Consider the following 18,918-nt stretch of genomic DNA (forward strand, 5'->3'; position numbering starts at 1 on the left):
ATGTAATTAACAGGGTGCAGATCAGCGAGTGGGTCTGTACCGCTAGACGGGGTAGAGATATGTCAGAACGTCTAAATAACGATTTTCAGTTTGTCGAAGTGGACCGTAAAGGTCCGGTAAAAATTGCGGCGGCAGTCCGTAAGCAACAGTTTGCCGAAATCTATGAACCGTATCAGCAAAAGCAGGCCAGTGAGCAGGCCCATCGGTGTCTGGAGTGCGGTAATCCGTATTGCGAATGGAAATGCCCGGTTCACAACTATATTCCGAACTGGCTGAAGCTGGTATCTGAAGGCAATATCATTAAAGCGGCAGAGCTGAGCCACCAGACTAACTCCCTGCCGGAAGTCTGTGGCCGGGTATGCCCGCAGGATCGTCTGTGTGAAGGCGCCTGTACACTGAATGACGAGTTCGGTGCGGTGACCATCGGTTCAGTCGAGAAACATATCACGGATACTGCCTTTGCGATGGGCTGGCGTCCGGATATGAGTAAGGTGCCGGAAACCTATAAAAAGGTAGCGGTTATCGGTGCCGGACCGGCGGGTCTGGCCTGTGCCGATATACTGGTCCGTAACGGTGTTACACCGGTGGTCTTTGACCGTCATCCGGAAATTGGCGGTTTGCTGACTTTCGGTATTCCGGAATTCAAGCTGGATAAAGACGTCATGGTGCGTCGCCGTGAAATCTTTACTGAAATGGGGGTTGAGTTCCGCCTTAACACCGAAGTGGGTAAAGATATTCAGATGCAGAAACTGCTGGATGAATACGATGCCGTGTTCCTGGGCATGGGCACATACACCTATATGAAGGGTGGCTTCCCGGGAGAAGATCTGGAAGGGGTACATGATGCCCTGCCATTCCTGATTTCTAACGTTAATCGCTGCCTGGGTTATGAGCGCAGCGAAGAAGAGTACATCGGCGTAGCGGGCAAGAAAGTGGTTGTGCTGGGCGGCGGTGATACAGCTATGGACTGTAACCGGACATCGGTGCGTCAGGGGGCGGAGAAAGTTATCTGTGCCTACCGCCGGGATGAAGCCAACATGCCAGGTTCCAAGCGGGAAGTGGAAAATGCCCGCGAAGAAGGGGTTGAGTTTATGTTCAACCGTCAGCCGGTGGAAGTGGTTGGCGAGAACGGTAAAGTGGTTGGTGTGAAGGTTGTCACTACCGCGCTGGGCGAGCCGGATGAAAATGGCCGCCGCCGTCCAGAAGTGGTTGCCGGCAGTGAAGAGGTGATTGACGCTGATGCGGTACTGGTGGCCTTTGGTTTCCGCCCGAGCCCTGCCCCGTGGTTTGCTGATTTCGGCATCGATCTGGAACAGGATGGCCGGATCACAACCTCTGGAAATCAGCAGTACGCATTCCAGACCAGTAACTCGAAAGTGTTTGCCGGTGGCGACATGGTTCGGGGCTCAGATCTGGTGGTAACAGCCATTGATGAAGGCCGTAAGGCTGCTGAAGGCATTCTGGACTTTCTTGAAGTCTGAGTGATCTGAATGCATAAAGGCTCCGTAAGGAGCCTTTATTGTATTTACAGGCTGGAAAAATATCGGCAGCAGGATTTTTTTTGATCTGAGTTGCAGAACAATTGTGGTCAACCCTGTAGAATAGCCGCCAATCTGTTTTGACCCGAGAGAATCTGATGACCGAACTGAAGAATGATCGCTTTCTGCGTGCCCTGTTGCGTGAACCTGTGGATGTTACACCGGTATGGATGATGCGCCAGGCGGGCCGCTATCTGCCAGAATACCGTGCAACCCGGTCTCAGGCGGGTGATTTTCTGAGTTTGTGTAAAAATAAAGAACTGGCCTGTGAAGTTACCATTCAGCCGCTGGAGCGTTATGAGCTGGATGCGGCGATTCTGTTCTCTGATATTCTGACGATTCCGGATGCGATGGGGTTGGGTTTGTACTTCGAGACCGGTGAAGGTCCGAAGTTTAAGAAAGTTATCCGTACGGAAGCGGATGTGGCGGCGTTACCTGTGCCTGAATCCGCACGGGATCTGGATTATGTGATGAATGCGGTGAAAGAAATTCGCCGTGAACTGAATGGCCGGGTGCCGCTGATCGGTTTCTCTGGCAGCCCGTGGACACTGGCAACCTATATGGTTGAAGGTGGATCCAGTAAAGATTTCCGCCACATTAAAGAAATGATGTATGCCACCCCTGAGGTGATGCATGCCTTGTTGGATAAGCTGGCGCAGTCGGTAACCGACTACCTGAACCAGCAGATTCTCAGCGGTGCCCAGGCGGTACAGATTTTTGATACCTGGGGCGGTGTGTTAAGCGGTCCGATGTATCAGGAATTCTCACTGCGTTATATGCAGCAGATTATTTCCGGGCTGATTCGCGAACACGAAGGCCGTAAAGTACCGGTCATCATGTTCACCAAGAACGGCGGCCAGTGGCTGGAAACAATGGCTGAAGCCGGTGCGGATGCACTGGGGCTGGATTGGACAACCAACATTGATGATGCCCGTGCCCGGGTGGGTAACAGCGTTGCGCTGCAGGGGAATATGGACCCAAGTGTACTCTATGCCTCGCCGGACCGTATTCGTCAGGAAGTGGGTGATATTCTGGGCCGGTTTGGTACAGGTTCAGGTCATGTGTTTAATCTGGGCCACGGTATTCACCAGTTTGTTGATCCGGAGCGACCGAAAGCGTTCGTTGATGCGGTTCATGAACTGAGTGCGCAGTACCACAAGTAATTATAAGAAAGGGGGCTATATAGCCCTCTTCGTTTATGCCTTGGAAGGCACACAAACTGTAATGGATTGTATAAAAGGCAAACTTAACTCGGGTTCCAAAGGGTGTTATGAGTAATCGACTTACTGATTTACTTGAAAGTAATAAAGAATGGGCGGAGAAGATCAATAAGGAAGATCCTGCGTTCTTCGAAACACTGGCGCAGCAACAGTCGCCGAAATATCTCTGGATCGGTTGCTCTGACAGCCGGGTACCAGCCAATGAAATCGTGGGTATGTTACCGGGTGAGCTGTTTGTGCACCGTAATGTTGCTAACCTCGTAATTCACAGTGATATGAACTGCCTGTCGGTGATTCAGTATGCTGTACAGGTACTTAAAGTTGAGCACATTCTGGTCGTCGGCCACTACGGCTGTGGTGGTGTGGCTGCATCTATTGCTGACAAATCAAACGGTATGATTGATAACTGGTTGCGACATATCCGTAATGTATATGTCCATCATAAGGATCTGTTATCTGCCTGGGATCATTCCCATCAGAAGCTGGACCGGCTGTGCGAACTGAACGTGATCGAGCAGGCTTACAATGTGTGTGATTCCACCATTGTTCAGGAAGCCTGGGCGGCGGGTCAGAAACTGACAGTACACGGCTGGGTATATGGCCTGAACGACGGTCTGGTGAATGATCTGGAATTCAATGCCTCCGGTAAAGATGATGTACCTGAACAGTACAAACTGGCACTTAGCAAAATTGAAGCGTTACGCGAGTTGGCCATGGCCTCCAGCAATAAGGGCAAGAGTGCCCGTTCACTGTGGGCCCGTGTTCAGCAGGTATTTAACAAAGCAGACTGACCTGTCATTCTGGTTTAAAAAAAGCCCTGTCAGGCATGCCTGACAGGGCTTTTTTGATTGCGTAACCGTTTACTTTTACTCTTGTGCCGCGTTGAAGGCCTGTTCCAGATCAGCCAGCAAGTCATCAATGTGTTCGATGCCCACTGATAAACGCACCATGTTAGGTGTGACGCCGGCGGCTTTCAGTTCATCATCGTTTAGCTGACGGTGAGTGGTTTCAGCAGGAATAGACGCCAGGGACTTACAGTCGCCGATGTTCACCAGACGCAGGAATACGTTCAGCGCATCATAGAAACGACGGGTGCCTTCCCGGCCAGCTTTCAGGCCAAAACTGAGAATGCCTGAAGCCCGTCCGTTCATATACTTTTCAGCCAGTGCGTTATCTTTATGGCTGCTCAGTCCTGCGTAGTTTACCCACTCAACCTGATCATGGTGTTCCAGGAATTCAGCGATCCGGGCGCTGTTTTCACAAATACGCTCCATCCGCAGCGGCAGTGTTTCCATACCCTGTAATAGCAGGAAAGCATTCATCGGGGACAGAGCGGCCCCCATGTTACGCAGAGGCACCACCCGGCAGCGGCCAATGAAGGCCGCAGGGCCAAATGCTTCAGTGTATACAACACCGTGGTAAGAAATATCCGGTTCATTGAGTAGCGGGAAGCGCGCTTTGTTCTCTGCCCATGGAAAGTTACCTGAATCTACGATCACACCGCCGATGGAATTACCGTGGCCGCCAATGTATTTGGTAGCAGACTGTACGACGATATCGGCACCGTGCTCAATAGGGCGCCACAGGGCAGGGCTTGGAACGGTGTTATCCACAATCACCGGTACGCCATGACGGTGGGCCAGCTCGCTCAGTTTTTCAATGTCGGCAATGCTGCCGGAAGGGTTGCCTACGGACTCACAGAAAATACCTTTGGTGCGACCGTCGATGTTTGCTTCGATGGCTGCATAATCATCTTTATCCACAAAGCGTACTTCGATGCCCTGGCGGGGCAGGGTGTGGGCAAACAGATTGTAGGTGCCGCCATAGAGTTCGCTGGTGGCAATGATATTGTCGCCGACTTCCGCCAGTGTCTGAATAGTATAAGTAATGGCCGCCATGCCTGATGCGACCGCCAGAGCCGCAACACCGCCTTCCATCGCGGCTACGCGCTGTTCCAGTACATCCGTGGTAGGGTTCATGATACGGGTATAGATATTGCCCGGCACTTTCAGGTCAAACAGATCGGCACCGTGCTGGGCGCTGTCAAAAGCGTAAGACGCTGTCTGATAGACAGGTACAGCAACTGCTTTGGTGGTTTCGTCAGGGGTATAGCCGCCATGCACGGCGAGTGTTTCCAGTTTCATTGTCTGATCCTTCAAAATAGTAACGTAAGAATGTCGCGGAGCGTTTTCGATTGTAATCCCTTTACGGAATAAAGAAAGCCGGTGTTTTTACTGCCAGTGGCCGGTGCTTTTGTTTAGAATGCCTGATCGGATCAGAAGTGTTTCTTACGGGAAAATCAGGGGTTATTCATGGCGAAGCAGAAAACTGCGTATGTGTGTAATGAGTGTGGTGCGGATTACACCAAGTGGCAGGGGCAGTGTACTGCCTGTATGCAATGGAATACCCTGACGGAAATTCGCCTGAGCAGTGCCAAGCAGACCGGTTCCCGTGGTGCGCGTTTTGATAGCTATGCCGGCAGTACTGGATCCGGTGGGTTGCCGCATAATAAAGTCACCGATCTGGCGTCGGTGGATCTGGCAGAAATGCCGCGTTTCGGATCGGGCTCCGGTGAGCTTGACCGGGTATTAGGCGGTGGTCTTGTGCCCGGCTCTGCCATTCTGATTGGCGGTCACCCGGGAGCTGGTAAAAGTACCCTGCTGCTGCAAACCATGTGTTATCTGGCCCAGCAAATGCCGGCTTTGTATGTCACCGGCGAGGAGTCTTTACAGCAGGTAGCTTTGCGGGCCAACCGGCTGGGGATCAGCGCGCAGAATCTGAAAATGTTGTCTGAGACCAGCGTGGAAGAAATATGTGCAGTGGCAGAAACCCTGAAGCCGAAAGTGCTGGTGGTGGATTCCATTCAGGTGATGCACGTGGCGGATGTGACTTCTGCCCCGGGCAGTGTCTCGCAGGTGCGTGAAGCGGCGGCGTATCTGACCCGCTTTGCCAAGCAGACGGGCACGGTGCTGTTTCTGGTGGGGCATGTTACCAAGGATGGCAGCCTGGCCGGTCCGAAAGTCCTCGAACATATGATTGACTGCTCTCTGCAACTTGAGGGTGACAGCGATGGCCGTTTCCGTACCCTGCGTAGCCATAAAAACCGCTTTGGCGCGGTGAATGAGCTGGGGGTGTTTGCCATGCTGGAAAACGGCCTGAAAGAAGTAAAGAATCCCAGTTCAATTTTCCTCAACAGGGGCGAGCAGCCCAGCCCGGGCAGTCTGGTGATGGTGGTGTGGGAAGGTACCCGGCCGTTGCTGGTGGAAGTGCAGGCGCTGGTGGATCAGACCCATATGAATAACCCCCGGCGGGTGGCTGTCGGTCTGGAACATAACCGGCTGGCAATGTTGCTGGCGGTGCTGCATCGCCATGGCGGTTTGCAGACCGGCGATCAGGATGTTTTTGTTAACGTGGTGGGCGGGGTAAAAGTGCTGGAAACTTCAGCGGACCTGGCGCTGTTGCTGGCGGTTGTTTCCAGTTTCCGTGACCGGGTGTTACCGCAGGATCTGATCGTCTTCGGCGAAGTGGGGCTGTCGGGAGAGATACGTCCGGTCCCGAATGGTCAGGACCGGATTCGCGAAGCGGCCAAGCACGGTTTTACCCGGGCGATTGTGCCGAAGGCTAATGCCCCTAAGACGACGCCAAAGGGCATGAAGGTGATCGGTGTCAGTCGTTTATCAGAAGCATTGGATGCAATCTGATTACGTCTCATCCATCAGGTGTTCCAGTTCCCGTTCCAGCAAGGTCTCATCACCCAGGTTGAGTTCGACCAGGCGGCGCAGGTGGGAAATGCTTTCAATGGTGATGTTATTGGTGTGGAAGCCCAGTTGCTTGCCCTCCTGATGCATCAGGGTGGAGGGCAGTTCCATCAGAATGTCATTGGCGGCCAGATGTATCTTCAGGGTTACCTGAGTGCCGAGTTCGATCGGCACGGGCTCGTCTACTTCAACCAGTGAACCTTTAAAAGACAGGTCCAGCAGATGGACTGGCCAGATATGCTCGTCATCAATGATTTCTGTCTGAGCATCGAATTTAATGCGTTTAAACCGGCGTCGTTCTTGCACGGGCTGCACTCCTGCTGTGGATCACTAATACTGCAGAAATAGTGACATTGGATAATAACTTGCCTACTTCGCTTAAGAGTACAACCTAACTTGGGTAATTTAAACCCTGTTAAAACACGGAAGATTTTTCTGCAGGCATAAAAAAACCGGCTGAATCAGCCGGTTTTTCAGATAAGCGCTGGCGTTAAGTGCTTACGCCAGACGCTTGTACTTGATGCGCTCAGGCTGGTGGTCTTTACCGTGGCGGCGTTTGTAATCTTCAGCGTATTCGGTGTAGTTGCCTTCAAAGAATACAGCTTCAGAGTTGCCTTCGTAAGCCAGCATGTGCGTACATACACGGTCCAGGAACCAGCGGTCGTGGGAAATAACAACGGCACAGCCCGGGAAGGCCAGCAGTGCTTCTTCCAGTGCCCGCAGGGTTTCAACATCCAGATCGTTGGTCGGTTCGTCAAGCAGCAGAACGTTGCCGCCTTCTTTCAGCAGCTTGGCCATGTGCAGGCGGTTACGCTCGCCGCCGGACAGGTCTTTGACGAATTTTTGCTGATCAGAGCCTTTGAAGTTGAAACGGCCACAGTAAGCACGGGATGAAGTGCTGTAGTTACCGACAGTAATGTTGTCCTGCCCGTCAGAGATTTCTTCCCAGACAGTTTTACTGCCATCCAGATCACGGTCCTGGTTCACGTATGCCAGCTGCACCGTCTCACCGATCTCAATGCTGCCGGAATCAGGCTGTTCTGCGCCGGTAATCAGTTTGAACAGGGTGGATTTACCTGCACCGTTACCGCCGATAATGCCGACGATGGCACCCTGAGGAACGCTGAGGCTCAGGTTTTCAATCAGTACTTTGTCACCAAAGGCTTTGCTGACATTGTTCAGGTCGATAACTTTCTCACCGAGGCGTGGCCCTGGCGGAATGTAGATTTCCTGAGTTTCGTTACGGGTCTGGAATTCGCGGGAGCTCATTTCTTCAAACTGACGCAGACGGGCTTTGGATTTAGCCTGACGGCCTTTCTGACCCTGGCGTACCCACTCCAGCTCGGAGTTGATCGCTTTCTGGTGCGCAGCTTCCTGCTTGGCTTCCATCTGCAGGCGGTTGTCTTTCTGTTCCAGCCATGAAGAGTAATTACCTTCGTACGGGATGCCATGGCCGCGGTCCAGTTCCAGAATCCAGCCGGCAGCGTTGTCCAGGAAGTAACGGTCGTGGGTGATTGCTACCACGGTACCCGGGTATTCCTGCAGGAAGCGTTCGATCCAGGCAATGGATTCTGCATCCAGGTGGTTGGTCGGCTCGTCCAGCAGCAGCATGTCCGGCTTGTCCAGTAACAGGCGGCACAGGGCAACACGGCGCCGCTCACCACCGGACAGGTGCTCTACGCGGGCATCCCAGGGGGGCAGACGCAGTGCTTCAGCAGCCACTTCAAGGGTGCGTTCCAGATTATGGCCGTCTTTGGCGGCAATCAGGTTTTCGAATTCGGCCTGGCGTTTCGCCAGCTCATCAAAGTCCGCATCAGGTTCTGCATAGGCTGCATACACTTCATCCAGGCCGGACAGAGCATCTTTAACATCGGAAACCGCTTCTTCAACAATTTCCCGTACGCTCTTGGTGTTGTCCAGCTCAGGTTCCTGTGGCAGGTAGCCAACGTTCAGGTCTGGCATCGGGCGTGCTTCGCCCAGGTAGTCTTTATCGATACCTGCCATGATCCGTAACAGGGAGGATTTACCTGAACCGTTCAGGCCCAGTACGCCGATTTTGGCTCCCGGGAAGAAAGACAGGGAGATATCTTTAAGAATTTCACGTTTGGGTGGGACAACTTTGCCCACCCGGTTCATGGTGTATACGAACTGGGCCATTACAGAACCTGTATGCTGGATGTAAGGGATTCTGCCGGTCAGTAGGGAAGTCGGCAGCCTGAAATTTGCTGCATATTTTAGCTTCAGGCTGACGGTAAAGCTAGGCACAGAGCCAGGCTTTGCCGATGCGAGCAGAGGGAAACTGATAAATTATCAAAATGACCGAATTTCTCTGCTGCAGCGCCTGCTATTACGGCTAAACTTCGCGTATAATGTCTGCCTTTTTTGTATCTGCGTAAGGCTTATCCGCCGGCGCTGATGTTCTATCTGACTGCGGCGGCTGAAATGGCCACCGCAATGGCCGTTCAAAAGACGGCCCTGACGCTCTTTGAGGTTGGTTCTATGCATTGTCCGTTCTGTGGTGACCATGAAACCAAGGTGGTCGACTCCCGTCTGGTGGCTGAAGGCCAGCAGGTGCGTCGTCGCCGGGAATGTATGAGCTGTCACGAGCGTTACACCACCTACGAAACGGCTGAACTGTTAATGCCTAAGGTCATTAAGGCCGACGGTTCACGCCAGCCGTTTGATGAAGATAAGCTGCGCGGCGGTATCCAGCGGGCGCTGGAAAAGCGGCCGGTCAGCGTTGAAGATATTGAATCCTGCATCAGCCGAATTAAACACCGTTTACGGGCGACCGGAGAGCGGGAGCTGGTATCACGTATGTTTGGTGAAGAAGTCATGCGCGAGTTACGTAAGCTGGATGAAGTGGCTTATGTACGTTTTGCTTCTGTGTATCGCAGTTTCCAGGACATAAACGAGTTTAAGAAAGAGATTGAGCGTTTGTCTGAAGCGAAGGACAGCGCGGATGTCGATTAAGACTCAAAGCTGGTCTGCGGATGATCACCGTTATATGGCGCGGGCAGTTGAACTGGCAGCGTGTGGCCTGTACACCACGGAGCCCAATCCGCGGGTGGGATGTGTGCTGGTCCGCGACGGTGTGGTGATCGGCGAAGGCTTCCACCGGATCGCCGGTGAAGGCCATGCGGAAGTGAATGCATTGCAGGCGATGACTGATGCCGGCGAAACAGCGGCAGGTGCAACCGCCTATGTCACGCTTGAACCGTGCAGCCATTTTGGCAAGACACCTCCCTGTGCTGAAGCTTTGGTGAAAGCCGGCGTGACGGACGTGGTAATCGGTATGGTTGATCCTAACCCGCAGGTGTCAGGGCGGGGGATTAAACGTCTGGAAGATGCCGGAATCCGGGTGCGCAGTGGTTTACTGAATGCTGCAGCAGAGAGTCTGAATCCCGGGTTCAACAGCCGGATGCGTGTGCAGCGTCCGTTTGTGCGGCTTAAGCTGGCAGCCAGCCTTGATGGCCGTACCGCAATGGCCAGTGGTGAAAGCCAGTGGATAACTGGCCCTCAGGCGAGGCAGGATGTTCAGCGACTGCGTGCCCGTAGCTCAGCGATCATTACCGGGATAGGTTCAATTCTGCTGGACGATTCGTCTCTGACCGTGCGGGCTGAACAGCTGGGATTACCGGATGCTGAGCTGATTTGCCGGCGTCAGCCTTTACGGGTGGTGCTGGACAGTCAGGGGCGTATACCTGCAAACGCGAAGGTTTTACGTCAGCCGGGAAAAACGCTGCTTATCAGCCAGGCAGAATGTCCGGCGTTTTTCAGCCAGCTGGCGTCGTCTCAGGACACATCCACTGAGCTGGAGTGGTTACAATTAGCCGGCACAGAAGCAGGTCTTGACCTGCTGGCCGTTTTAGAAGAACTGGCGAAACGTCAGTGTAATGAAGTACTGGTTGAAACCGGCGCAACACTGGCAGGCAGTTTTGTCCGGCAGGGGCTGGTGGATGAAGTGGTGTTGTACCAGGCGATGACATTGCTGGGCAGTGAAGCCCGCAGTCTGGTTGAGTTACCGTTGCAGAAAATGCAGCAGCAGCGACGCTTAACACTGACCGACAGCAGGGTTCTGGGAGATGATATCCGGTTAACATTGGTGCCGGTTAATCATTCTGATACTGCTGGCTGAACCGAGATAACAGGCTGCTAATGGGCAGCACAAAGGAATTTAATAAGACATATGTTTACGGGAATCATCGAAGCGCTGGGAAGTATTGCCGCCACGGAGCAGGTGCAGGGTGATCTGCGGCTGTATATCCGCACCGGCTCGCTGGATCTCAGTGATGTGGCGCTGGGGGACAGTATTGCCGTGAACGGCGTCTGTCTGACGGCCGTAGAGTTACCCGGTGACGGTTTCTGGGCGGATGTGTCCCGGGAAACCCTGGCACATACCCGTTTTCCTGACTTAAAACCCGGCGAGCAGGTAAACCTTGAAAAGGCTATGCAGCCAAGCGGCCGGCTGGGCGGTCATATCGTGACGGGGCATGTGGATGGCCTTGGTAAGGTAAAGAGCCGTCAGGAAGATGCCCGTTCGATCCGTTTTGAGATTGAAGCCCCTGCCGATATCAGCCGTTATATCGCGGCGAAAGGGTCGATTACAGTTGACGGAACCAGCCTGACTGTCACCGCGGTGGAAGGCAACAGTTTTCAGCTGAACATTGTGCCGCATACGGCACAGGAAACAATTCTGGCGGGGTATCAGGCCGGGCGTCTGGTGCATCTGGAAGTGGATATTATTGCCCGGTATATGGAGCGTCTGCTGAACCGCACCGCCGAACAAACTGAAACGTCAGGTGTCAGCATGAGCACTCTGGCAGCGGCCGGTTATCTGAACCGGTAATACATTTCGCTATGCTGCTGTTAACCGGCAGGGTGGCATCAATATTTGAACTGAGGTTTTGGATCGATGAATCTGAACACACCTGAAGAACTGATTGAAGATATTCGCCAGGGTAAAATGGTTATCCTGATGGATGACGAAGACCGTGAGAATGAAGGCGATCTGGTGATTGCCGCGGAAATGGTACGTCCTGAAGACATTAACTTCATGGCGACCCATGCCCGTGGTCTGATCTGTCTGACGCTGACCCGTAAGCACTGTGAACAGCTGAAACTGCCGTTGATGGTACAGAGCAACGGTGCACAGTTCTCGACCAACTTTACCCTGTCTATTGAAGCCGCGGAAGGTGTGACAACGGGTATTTCAGCTGCCGACCGCGCACACACAGTACGGACTGCAGTGCGTCATAATGTGAAGGCGGAAGACATTGTACAACCGGGACACATTTTCCCGCTGATGGCTCAGCCTGGTGGCGTTCTGAGCCGTGCAGGTCATACTGAAGCCGGTTGTGATCTGGCGCGTCTGGCTGGCTGTACGCCGGCAGCGGCAATTGTTGAAATCATGAATGATGACGGCACCATGGCCCGCCGTCCGGATCTTGAAGTATTCGCTGAAAAGCATGATCTGAAGATCGGTACCATTGCAGACCTGATCCATTACCGGGCAACCAACGAACATACCGTTGTCCGGGAAAGTGAGAGCGTTCTGCCAACCGAATTTGGCGATTTTACTTGCTTTACATTCCAGGATGAAATTCAGAACTGTACTCATCTGGCGCTGACGCTGGGTGACATTTCAGCGGATGAGCCTACGCCTGTCCGGGTACACAGCCGCACTGAGGTGTTGCGTGATGTGGTCGGTGCCAGCCAGGGTGAAGAGCTGAAGTGGACCATGCGCCGCGCACTGGAAAAAGTGGCTGAAGAAGGTAAGGGCGTTGTGCTGTTACTGGATACAGCTGAGCGGATTGATCTGGGTGACGCCCTGAATCAGATGCTGAATAAAGATAAAAAGATCCGTCCGGCGAACGTCAGTGCGTCCGGTTCGTATCTGACGGTGGGAACCGGCTCGCAGATCCTGCGGGATCTGGGTGTGGGCAAAATGCGCCTGCTGAGCTCGCCAATGAAATTTAATGCAATTTCCGGTTTTGATCTGGAAATTGTTGAATACATTACCTGTGAAGAATAATGCGGTTATGGCTGCCGGGCAGCCATAAGCGCTGATGAATAATTGACGATAGGATTAAGAGAAAATGTCAGTACAGTATGTGGAAGGTGATTTCCTGACCGGTGGCGGTAACTACAGCATCGTGGTTGGCCGTTTTAACAGCTTTGTTGTTGAAAGCCTGCTGGAAGGTGCAATTGATACGCTGAAGCGTCACGGTGTTGAAGAAAGCAACATTCGTGTTATCCGCGTGCCGGGTGCCTTTGAAATTCCTCTGGCGGTACAGAAAGTGGCTGCACAGAAGAAAGATGATGCAATCATCGCACTGGGTGCGGTTATCCGCGGTGGTACGCCGCACTTTGAATATGTGTCCGGTGAGAGCTCAAAGGGCGTTGCACAGGTGTCTCTGGACTACAGTGTTCCGGTTGCGAACGGCATCCTGACAGTAAACTCCATTGAACAGGCAATTGAACGTTCCGGTACCAAAGCCGGTAACAAAGGTGCAGAAGCTGCGCTGTCTGCACTGGAAATGGTTAGCTTGCTGCGCCAGCTTGAAGGGTAAGTGAGATGAGCGATAATCCTACGCCAAAGAAGACTAAGAAGCCGTCGCTGACCGAAAAGCGTCGCGCCGCGCGGAGCTTCGCGTTACAGGCGTTGTACCAGTGGCACATGTCCGGTAACTCGGTTACCGACATCGAGCTGCAATTCCGCATTGATAACGATATGTCCGGTGCGGACATCCCGTTATTCAGTGAGTTGCTGCACGGCGTGCCTGCGCATGCCGGTGATCTGGATGCTTCTTTCGAACCGTTTCTGGACCGTGCCGTGACGGATCTGGATCCGATTGAACTGGCTGTTCTGCGTATCGGTAGCTTTGAGCTGTCACACCGGATTGTTGTGCCTTATAAGGTTGTTATCAACGAAAGTGTTGAGCTGGCTAAAACCTTTGGTGCCACCGAAAGCCACCGTTATGTAAACGGTATTCTGGACAAGCTGGCCGCGCGGGTGCGTATGACCGAGATCAACGCCAAGCGTGACGCTAAAAAGTCCTGATCAGGAGTGTTTCTTGGACGAGTTTGAACTGATACGTCAGTATTTTTCCGATCTCGGCCAGGACAGCTCCGGCTGCGTTGAGCTGGGGGTTGGCGATGACTGTGCCATTGTCTCTCCGCCTCCGGGGCAGCAACTGGTTTTTTCAATTGATACGCTGGTGGAAGGTACCCACTTTCTGCCGGATACCCCTGCACAACAAATTGCTACCCGCCTGTTAGGTGCCACCCTGAGTGATCTGGCAGCGATGGGCGCCCGTCCGGGCTTCTTTACGCTGGCTCTGACGCTGCCTGAATCCGACCCTGAATGGCTGGCTGCCTTCGCCGAACCTCTGGCAAAGATGGCAGAACGCCATGGTGTACGGCTGGTTGGCGGTGACACCACCAAAGGACCCCTTACGCTGACGGTACAGGTACACGGCTGGGTGGAATATGGCAGGGCGCTGCGGCGTGACGGTGCTTGTCCCGGTGATGCGGTGTATGTAACCGGCACCTTGGGAGATTCCCGTGCCGGGCTTGAAACCCTGTTGCAAAATATTCCACACAGTGAAGACGTTGCCTATTTGCAGCGGCGTTTTTTTGCCCCTGAGCCCCGTCTGAGTACCGCACAGCTGCTGACCGGTCAGGCATCTGCTGCCATTGATATTTCAGACGGTCTGCTGGCGGATCTGCAGCATGTGCTCAGCGCCAGCCACGTGGGCGCCTGCATTGAACTGGAAGAGTTACCTCTGTCCCCGGCCCTGCGGCGTTTTGCAGGTGAAGACAAGGCCGTCGAGTGGGCATGTTCCGGCGGGGAAGATTTTGAAGTCTGCTTTACCCTTCCCCCGGATCATGAAGAAGCCGTGCTGGATAGCCTTGTGCATCATGATGTGCCGGTCTGGAAGGTTGGTGAGATTCGCGCTGAGCTGGGGTTGTTTGTCCGGGACGCTGCCGGTGAACGGCCGGTAACCGCGCGGGGTTTTAATCATTTTTCTGAGCATGCAGAGTCATGAAAAACACAACTCCGGCCTCCGTCTGGCGTAATCCTGTGCACTTTCTGGCCTTTGGTTTTGGCAGCGGTGCAGCCCCTAAGGCGCCCGGCACATTCGGTACACTGGCCGCGGTGCCTCTGTACTTATTACTGGAACCCTTATCCGCTACGGTCTATGCGCTGATGTTGCTGGTTACCTTTGCTGTCGGCATTTATTTGTGCGGTAAAACCTCCGAAGACATGGGGGTGCATGATCATGGCGGTATTGTCTGGGATGAGTTTGTCGGCTACTGGATTACCATGTTTATGGCCCCGGCTGGCTGGCTGTGGATCGTGATTGGGTTTGTCCTGTTTCGTTTTTTCGACATTGTGAAACCGTGGCCGATTGGCTGGGCGGATAAACGTGTCAGTGGCGGGTTGGGAATCATGCTGGATGATGTACTGGCCGGTATCATGGCGTGGGCCTGTTTGCAGGTCGGATATTACGGCTGGCTGATGACCGTTCAGTGAGCATCTTTATAGCGGAACTTTCAGTTTAATTTCAGATAAGCATTTTAAGATTAGCTCAGAGTCTGCCGAACTCCGTGTGAAATGATCCGGAACTATCCCCTGTGTTCCTCCCGCAGCCTGTCTGCAGATATTTTCAACGTTCGACATATTCTCCGTGAGGCAGAGTGTTGCAGGATGGTTTTTGCATGCTTTGCCCAGCTTACTAACTGTCTTTGAAAGAGGTGGGCTGAATATGCGATTCATGCAATCTGGAATGGCGGCAGTATTGCTGCTGGGCCTGACACTGAGTGTTCAGGCTGATACAAAGCGTCTTAGTTTTTCTGATGTGCAGCCGGTGCTGGTGCAGGGTAGTATCCTGTCGGTGACTGAGCTGAGAGAACGTATTCAGGCTGCGCCCGGCGATATGCTTGATATGAGTCTGATTCCACATGCCCGCGGCTATATGTACCAGCTGCAGCGCAGAGATCAGTCTGGCAAAGTACGTACCGATTTTGTTGATGCATATACCGGAGACTCCTTACCCCGCCTGACAGTTCAACAGCTGTTGGCCGGAGCCAGGTATTATACGTTTTAGCAATTTGAGAGTGCCGTTGACGGTTGGCTGATACCGTACGATGAGGGGCCGGAATGAAATTTATAAAAATATTATTATTTTCTATGCTGATGTTGCAGGGATTTTCCGCTGCAGCGATGGAGTCATTTGAAAAGCTTGATTATGAAGATTGCCGTGAGCTGGTATCCAGCGGTGAGATTCTGTCAATGGCTGAACTGATGGCGCTGGTTAAGGATATGTCGGAAGGACGGATCATTGAAACCAGTCTGCTTAAAAAAGGGGCGGTGTATATCTATGAAATGGAGATTGCCGGTACCAATGGCATGATTGAAATGCTATATATTGATGCCCGTACAGGTGCCATCAGTCATACGCTGGAAGGTGACGGGCAAAAAGACATTTAAACTGATCAGAAGGCCGGTAAATGATGCCGGCTTTTTCCATTCAGTATTTTTCACCAAGAGGAATTGCAATGCGGATTTTGCTGGCTGAGGATGATCCGGCGTTAGGCCCGGAATTAAAAACAGCATTAGCTAAGCATGGCTACGCCGTTGACCTGGCGGTTAACGGTATCGACGCCCAGGCCCTGGGTGAAGAAGATATATACGATCTGGTGGTACTGGATCTGGGTTTACCTGATAAATCCGGTCTGGATGTATTACGCCACTGGCGCACTAAGAAGAATAATATTCCGGTTCTGATTCTGACGGCCCGCAGCGCCTGGCAAGAGCGCGTGGACGGCTTCGAGGCCGGTGCCGATGACTACCTGTGTAAACCGTTTCATACTGAAGAGCTGCTGGTGCGGATGACTGCGCTGCTGCGCCGTGCCAATCAGCAAATCAGTTCTCAGTTGGAGTCGTCCGGTCTGTCGCTGGATGAAAACAGCCAGTCAGTCATTAAGGACGGTGCTGAAGTCTCACTGACCGGCACTGAATACCGCTTGCTGCGGTATATGATGCATAACCCTGGCCGGGTTTTGTCTAAGCTGCAGCTGGTTGAACATATGTACGATGACGGCACTGAAAACGACAGTAACGTGGTCGAAGCCTATATCAAAATGCTGCGCAAAAAGATTGGCGCTGAGCTGATTAAGACCAAGCGCGGTCAGGGATACGTCTTCGGAGAGCCCACTTGAGATCCATTCAGGCACGGCTGAACTTCGGTTTCGTGCTGGTTACTCTGATCCTTTTTGTTGTGTTGTGGCTGGGGCAGGGCTGGTTTTTACGCCAGATGGCGTATGACTTTGTGTCTGCCCGGCTGGCCAGTGATGCCTATACCCTGCTGCGCGCGGTGGATATGGATATTGGCAGTGGCTGGCGGCTGGACCCGGATAAAACCTCCTCTGTGTATGAACAGCCTATGTCCGGCCACTATTTTCAGGTGGCTGTAGACGATAAATGGTTCTTTTCCCGCTCCCTGTGGGATGCAAAAATCCCCCTCAGTGAGCACCAGGACGTCGGCGAAGAGCGGATCCGTTTGCTGGAGATGAACGGCGCGCCCTGGCTGGTCTATGAAAACAAATTCATGAAGCAGGGGCGGGCTATCCGTGTTGCTCTGGCGGAAGATGTCAGCTTTATTGAAGCGTCTCTGGCGCAGCTTACCTGGCTATTTGCCGGTGTTGGCGGTGTGTTGCTGCTGGTTCTGCTGGCGGTACAGGTATGGGTTATCCGGCAGGGGTTGTCCTCTCTGAAAGCCGTCAGGCATGAGATAGCCCAGCTTAAGTCCGGACACATCCGGCAGTTACCTGCAGTGGAAACCAAAGAGATTGAGCCACTGGTAACCGAAATTAACTATCTGGTCCAGAGTATGGAAATGCGCCTGCAGCGTTCCAGAAATGCGGTGGGGAACCTTGCTCATGCTTCCAAGACGCCGCTGACGGTCATTGACCGGCAGATAGAGGCACTGATTGAAGCGGGTTATAGCCAGGGTAAAGATATGCAGGAGCAGTCATCCCGTTTGCGGGGGATGATGGAGCGGGAGCTGACCCGTGCCCGGATAGCCGGTGCCGCGTTACCCGGGCAGCGCATTTATATTCAGGAAGAACTGGAAAAGCTGGTGCGGACTCTGAAGGCGATCTATAGGGAAAAAGCTATTGATTTCAGGCTGGATGTATCGGCAACAACTTACTTTCCCGGAGAGCGCGATGACCTTGTTGAGCTGATGGGAAACCTGCTGGATAACGCGTCTAAGTGGACCAAAAGCCAGATCAGTATCGTGGCGCGGATGGACGATGAAAGCCTCGAGCTGATCGTTGCCGATGATGGCCCCGGGGTTGCGCCGGAAGATCTGGAACGGTTAATGAACCGTGGTGAGCGTCTGGATGAAGAAACCAGCGGGCATGGTCTGGGGATGAGCATTATTTCTGAGATCATCCGGCAGTATCAGGGCACCTGTAAACTGAGCCACTCAGCGTCATTGGGTGGGTTGCAGGTTCAGGTTATTTTGCCCCGTCAGTTGGATATGGATGTGGCAGAAGTATAATTTCCTCTTGAAACCCGGCTAATTTCCCCCATATTGAGTGTATCCGTGATGCGTTATGTGATGCAGGTCGATGACTTGCTGATTATGTCGTATTCAGAGTTAGCGCTTGTTTCGTCGGGCTGATAGAATGCCCGCCTGTTTTGATTAAGGAATACTTCCCGTGTCTGTTGAATATGTTGCCTCATCCAAGCTGCCCACCCCCTGGGGTGTATTTACCATGGTCGGTTTTGAAGACCGGGCAACAGGTAAAGAGCATGTAGCACTCACTTTTGGTGAGCTGGCATCTGATACGCCAGTACTGGCCCGTATTCACTCTGAATGTCTGACCGGTGACGCCCTGTTTTCACTGCGCTGTGACTGTGGCTTCCAGCTGCAGGAAGCGATGAAACGTATCGCAGAAGAAGGCAGCGGGGTGATTCTGTACCTGCGTCAGGAAGGCCGCGGCATTGGCCTGTTGAATAAAATCAAAGCGTATCATTTGCAGGATGGCGGTGCGGACACTGTTGAAGCCAACGAGCAGCTGGGCTTTCAGGCAGATCAGCGGGATTACACCATGTGTCAGGTTATGCTGGAGCATCTGGGTATTACCAGCGTTAAACTGATGACTAACAATCCGCGCAAAGTTAAAGCATTGCAGGCCAGCGGTCTGAATGTTGATAAGCGGGTACCGCTGCAGGTCGGCAAGAACCGCCATAATGAAGAGTATCTGGCGACGAAAATGGGCAAGCTCGGACATATGATGACGGAGCAGCATTTTCAGGAAGAACCTCAGGAAAAATAATTTCCCTCAGATTAAAAAAGGCCGGCTCTGCTGTTACAGTGAGCCGGC

20 protein-coding genes are annotated in these 18,918 nt (G+C 53.0%); 17 read left to right on the forward strand and 3 right to left on the reverse strand.

Translation table 11 applies throughout. The features are described from left to right. Positions 1 to 59: 59 nt before the first annotated feature. From PCI15_RS03115 to can, 3 genes are all read left to right on the forward strand, one after another. A complete protein-coding gene (locus PCI15_RS03115) occupies positions 60 to 1,481 on the forward strand; it encodes a glutamate synthase small subunit GltD family protein (RefSeq protein WP_271272909.1) in 1,422 nt (473 codons plus the stop codon). A gap of 155 nt (positions 1,482 to 1,636) precedes the next feature. Further along, positions 1,637 to 2,701, forward strand: a complete 1,065-nt coding sequence (gene hemE / locus PCI15_RS03120; protein WP_271272910.1) for a uroporphyrinogen decarboxylase — start codon at positions 1,637 to 1,639, stop codon at positions 2,699 to 2,701. Positions 2,702 to 2,808: 107 nt separating this feature from the next. Next, positions 2,809 to 3,549 carry a carbonate dehydratase gene (gene can / locus PCI15_RS03125; RefSeq protein ID WP_271272911.1) on the forward strand — a complete coding sequence of 247 codons (741 nt, stop codon included), beginning with the start codon at positions 2,809 to 2,811 and terminating at the stop codon, positions 3,547 to 3,549. 75 nt (positions 3,550 to 3,624) lie between these two features. On the opposite strand, the gene PCI15_RS03130 is transcribed toward can, so the two are convergent. Next, on the reverse strand, positions 3,625 to 4,902 hold the full coding sequence (locus PCI15_RS03130) for an O-acetylhomoserine aminocarboxypropyltransferase/cysteine synthase family protein (RefSeq protein WP_271272912.1): 1,278 nt from the start codon (positions 4,900 to 4,902) through the stop codon (positions 3,625 to 3,627). Positions 4,903 to 5,070: 168 nt separating this feature from the next. Here PCI15_RS03130 and radA point away from each other — a divergent pair, with 168 nt between their 5' ends. Continuing rightward, complete coding sequence (gene radA / locus PCI15_RS03135) at positions 5,071 to 6,459, forward strand: DNA repair protein RadA (RefSeq protein ID WP_271272913.1); 1,389 nt, start codon at positions 5,071 to 5,073, stop codon at positions 6,457 to 6,459. Here radA and PCI15_RS03140 read toward each other — a convergent pair whose 3' ends face one another. Both PCI15_RS03140 and ettA read right to left on the reverse strand, forming a co-directional pair. After that, positions 6,460 to 6,822, reverse strand: coding sequence for a PilZ domain-containing protein (locus PCI15_RS03140; protein WP_271272914.1), 363 nt, complete (start codon positions 6,820 to 6,822; stop codon positions 6,460 to 6,462). A 192-nt stretch (positions 6,823 to 7,014) separates the two neighbouring features. Beyond that, positions 7,015 to 8,673: an energy-dependent translational throttle protein EttA gene (gene ettA / locus PCI15_RS03145; protein ID WP_271272915.1), complete on the reverse strand. Its 1,659-nt coding sequence runs from the start codon at positions 8,671 to 8,673 to the stop codon at positions 7,015 to 7,017. Between the two features lie 342 nt (positions 8,674 to 9,015). Between ettA and nrdR the strand changes: the two genes are divergently transcribed. From nrdR to ribA, 13 genes are all read left to right on the forward strand, one after another. Beyond that, positions 9,016 to 9,489 carry a transcriptional regulator NrdR gene (gene nrdR, locus PCI15_RS03150; RefSeq protein WP_271274575.1) on the forward strand — a complete coding sequence of 158 codons (474 nt, stop codon included), beginning with the start codon at positions 9,016 to 9,018 and terminating at the stop codon, positions 9,487 to 9,489. Continuing rightward, positions 9,479 to 10,654: a bifunctional diaminohydroxyphosphoribosylaminopyrimidine deaminase/5-amino-6-(5-phosphoribosylamino)uracil reductase RibD gene (gene ribD / locus PCI15_RS03155; protein WP_271272916.1), complete on the forward strand. Its 1,176-nt coding sequence runs from the start codon at positions 9,479 to 9,481 to the stop codon at positions 10,652 to 10,654. Before nrdR ends, ribD begins: the two co-directional genes overlap by 11 nt. Before the next feature lie 51 nt (positions 10,655 to 10,705). Then, complete coding sequence (locus PCI15_RS03160) at positions 10,706 to 11,365, forward strand: riboflavin synthase (RefSeq protein WP_271272917.1); 660 nt, start codon at positions 10,706 to 10,708, stop codon at positions 11,363 to 11,365. Between the two features lie 66 nt (positions 11,366 to 11,431). Then, on the forward strand, positions 11,432 to 12,550 hold the full coding sequence (gene ribBA / locus PCI15_RS03165) for a bifunctional 3,4-dihydroxy-2-butanone-4-phosphate synthase/GTP cyclohydrolase II (protein ID WP_271272918.1): 1,119 nt from the start codon (positions 11,432 to 11,434) through the stop codon (positions 12,548 to 12,550). Positions 12,551 to 12,614: 64 nt separating this feature from the next. Beyond that, on the forward strand, positions 12,615 to 13,088 hold the full coding sequence (ribH, locus tag PCI15_RS03170) for a 6,7-dimethyl-8-ribityllumazine synthase (protein ID WP_271272919.1): 474 nt from the start codon (positions 12,615 to 12,617) through the stop codon (positions 13,086 to 13,088). 5 nt (positions 13,089 to 13,093) lie between these two features. Further along, positions 13,094 to 13,579: a transcription antitermination factor NusB gene (gene nusB, locus PCI15_RS03175; protein WP_271272920.1), complete on the forward strand. Its 486-nt coding sequence runs from the start codon at positions 13,094 to 13,096 to the stop codon at positions 13,577 to 13,579. 13 nt (positions 13,580 to 13,592) lie between these two features. Continuing rightward, the gene (thiL, locus tag PCI15_RS03180; protein WP_271272921.1) at positions 13,593 to 14,567 is read left to right on the forward strand and encodes a thiamine-phosphate kinase; all 975 of its coding nucleotides are present in this window, start codon (positions 13,593 to 13,595) and stop codon (positions 14,565 to 14,567) included. Then, complete coding sequence (locus tag PCI15_RS03185; RefSeq protein WP_271272922.1) at positions 14,564 to 15,055, forward strand: phosphatidylglycerophosphatase A family protein; 492 nt, start codon at positions 14,564 to 14,566, stop codon at positions 15,053 to 15,055. The genes thiL and PCI15_RS03185 overlap by 4 nt, the downstream gene beginning before the upstream one ends. Positions 15,056 to 15,287: 232 nt before the next feature. Continuing rightward, positions 15,288 to 15,629 (forward strand): PepSY-associated transmembrane domain-containing protein, encoded by a 342-nt coding sequence (locus PCI15_RS03190; RefSeq protein WP_271272923.1) that lies wholly within the window; start codon positions 15,288 to 15,290, stop codon positions 15,627 to 15,629. A gap of 53 nt (positions 15,630 to 15,682) precedes the next feature. Continuing rightward, a complete protein-coding gene (locus tag PCI15_RS03195; RefSeq protein WP_271272924.1) occupies positions 15,683 to 16,012 on the forward strand; it encodes a PepSY domain-containing protein in 330 nt (109 codons plus the stop codon). Positions 16,013 to 16,080: 68 nt separating this feature from the next. After that, on the forward strand, positions 16,081 to 16,743 hold the full coding sequence (locus PCI15_RS03200) for a response regulator transcription factor (protein ID WP_271272925.1): 663 nt from the start codon (positions 16,081 to 16,083) through the stop codon (positions 16,741 to 16,743). After that, on the forward strand, positions 16,740 to 18,089 hold the full coding sequence (locus PCI15_RS03205) for an ATP-binding protein (protein WP_271272926.1): 1,350 nt from the start codon (positions 16,740 to 16,742) through the stop codon (positions 18,087 to 18,089). The genes PCI15_RS03200 and PCI15_RS03205 overlap by 4 nt, the downstream gene beginning before the upstream one ends. A gap of 160 nt (positions 18,090 to 18,249) precedes the next feature. Then, a complete protein-coding gene (gene ribA / locus PCI15_RS03210) occupies positions 18,250 to 18,870 on the forward strand; it encodes a GTP cyclohydrolase II (RefSeq protein ID WP_271272927.1) in 621 nt (206 codons plus the stop codon). The last annotated feature ends 48 nt before the right edge of the window (positions 18,871 to 18,918 follow it).

This window comes from Aliamphritea hakodatensis (assembly GCF_024347195.1).
GTDB lineage: Bacteria > Pseudomonadota > Gammaproteobacteria > Pseudomonadales > Balneatricaceae > Amphritea > Amphritea hakodatensis.

What these genes read in the sequence shown, in the direction of transcription:
- can (WP_271272911.1), top strand. Translation starts at nt 2,809, where the DNA reads ATGAGTAATCGACTTACTGATTTACTTGAAAGTAATAAAGAATGGGCG.
- ribD (WP_271272916.1), top strand. Translation starts at nt 9,479, where the DNA reads ATGTCGATTAAGACTCAAAGCTGGTCTGCGGATGATCACCGTTATATG.
- PCI15_RS03190 (WP_271272923.1), top strand. Translation starts at nt 15,288, where the DNA reads ATGCGATTCATGCAATCTGGAATGGCGGCAGTATTGCTGCTGGGCCTG.
- ettA (WP_271272915.1), bottom strand. Translation starts at nt 8,673, where the DNA reads ATGGCCCAGTTCGTATACACCATGAACCGGGTGGGCAAAGTTGTCCCA.
- PCI15_RS03200 (WP_271272925.1), top strand. Translation starts at nt 16,081, where the DNA reads ATGCGGATTTTGCTGGCTGAGGATGATCCGGCGTTAGGCCCGGAATTA.
- radA (WP_271272913.1), top strand. Translation starts at nt 5,071, where the DNA reads ATGGCGAAGCAGAAAACTGCGTATGTGTGTAATGAGTGTGGTGCGGAT.
- nusB (WP_271272920.1), top strand. Translation starts at nt 13,094, where the DNA reads ATGAGCGATAATCCTACGCCAAAGAAGACTAAGAAGCCGTCGCTGACC.
- PCI15_RS03130 (WP_271272912.1), bottom strand. Translation starts at nt 4,902, where the DNA reads ATGAAACTGGAAACACTCGCCGTGCATGGCGGCTATACCCCTGACGAA.
- PCI15_RS03195 (WP_271272924.1), top strand. Translation starts at nt 15,683, where the DNA reads ATGAAATTTATAAAAATATTATTATTTTCTATGCTGATGTTGCAGGGA.
- PCI15_RS03185 (WP_271272922.1), top strand. Translation starts at nt 14,564, where the DNA reads ATGAAAAACACAACTCCGGCCTCCGTCTGGCGTAATCCTGTGCACTTT.
- ribBA (WP_271272918.1), top strand. Translation starts at nt 11,432, where the DNA reads ATGAATCTGAACACACCTGAAGAACTGATTGAAGATATTCGCCAGGGT.
- PCI15_RS03160 (WP_271272917.1), top strand. Translation starts at nt 10,706, where the DNA reads ATGTTTACGGGAATCATCGAAGCGCTGGGAAGTATTGCCGCCACGGAG.
- PCI15_RS03115 (WP_271272909.1), top strand. Translation starts at nt 60, where the DNA reads ATGTCAGAACGTCTAAATAACGATTTTCAGTTTGTCGAAGTGGACCGT.
- ribH (WP_271272919.1), top strand. Translation starts at nt 12,615, where the DNA reads ATGTCAGTACAGTATGTGGAAGGTGATTTCCTGACCGGTGGCGGTAAC.
- hemE (WP_271272910.1), top strand. Translation starts at nt 1,637, where the DNA reads ATGACCGAACTGAAGAATGATCGCTTTCTGCGTGCCCTGTTGCGTGAA.
- nrdR (WP_271274575.1), top strand. Translation starts at nt 9,016, where the DNA reads ATGCATTGTCCGTTCTGTGGTGACCATGAAACCAAGGTGGTCGACTCC.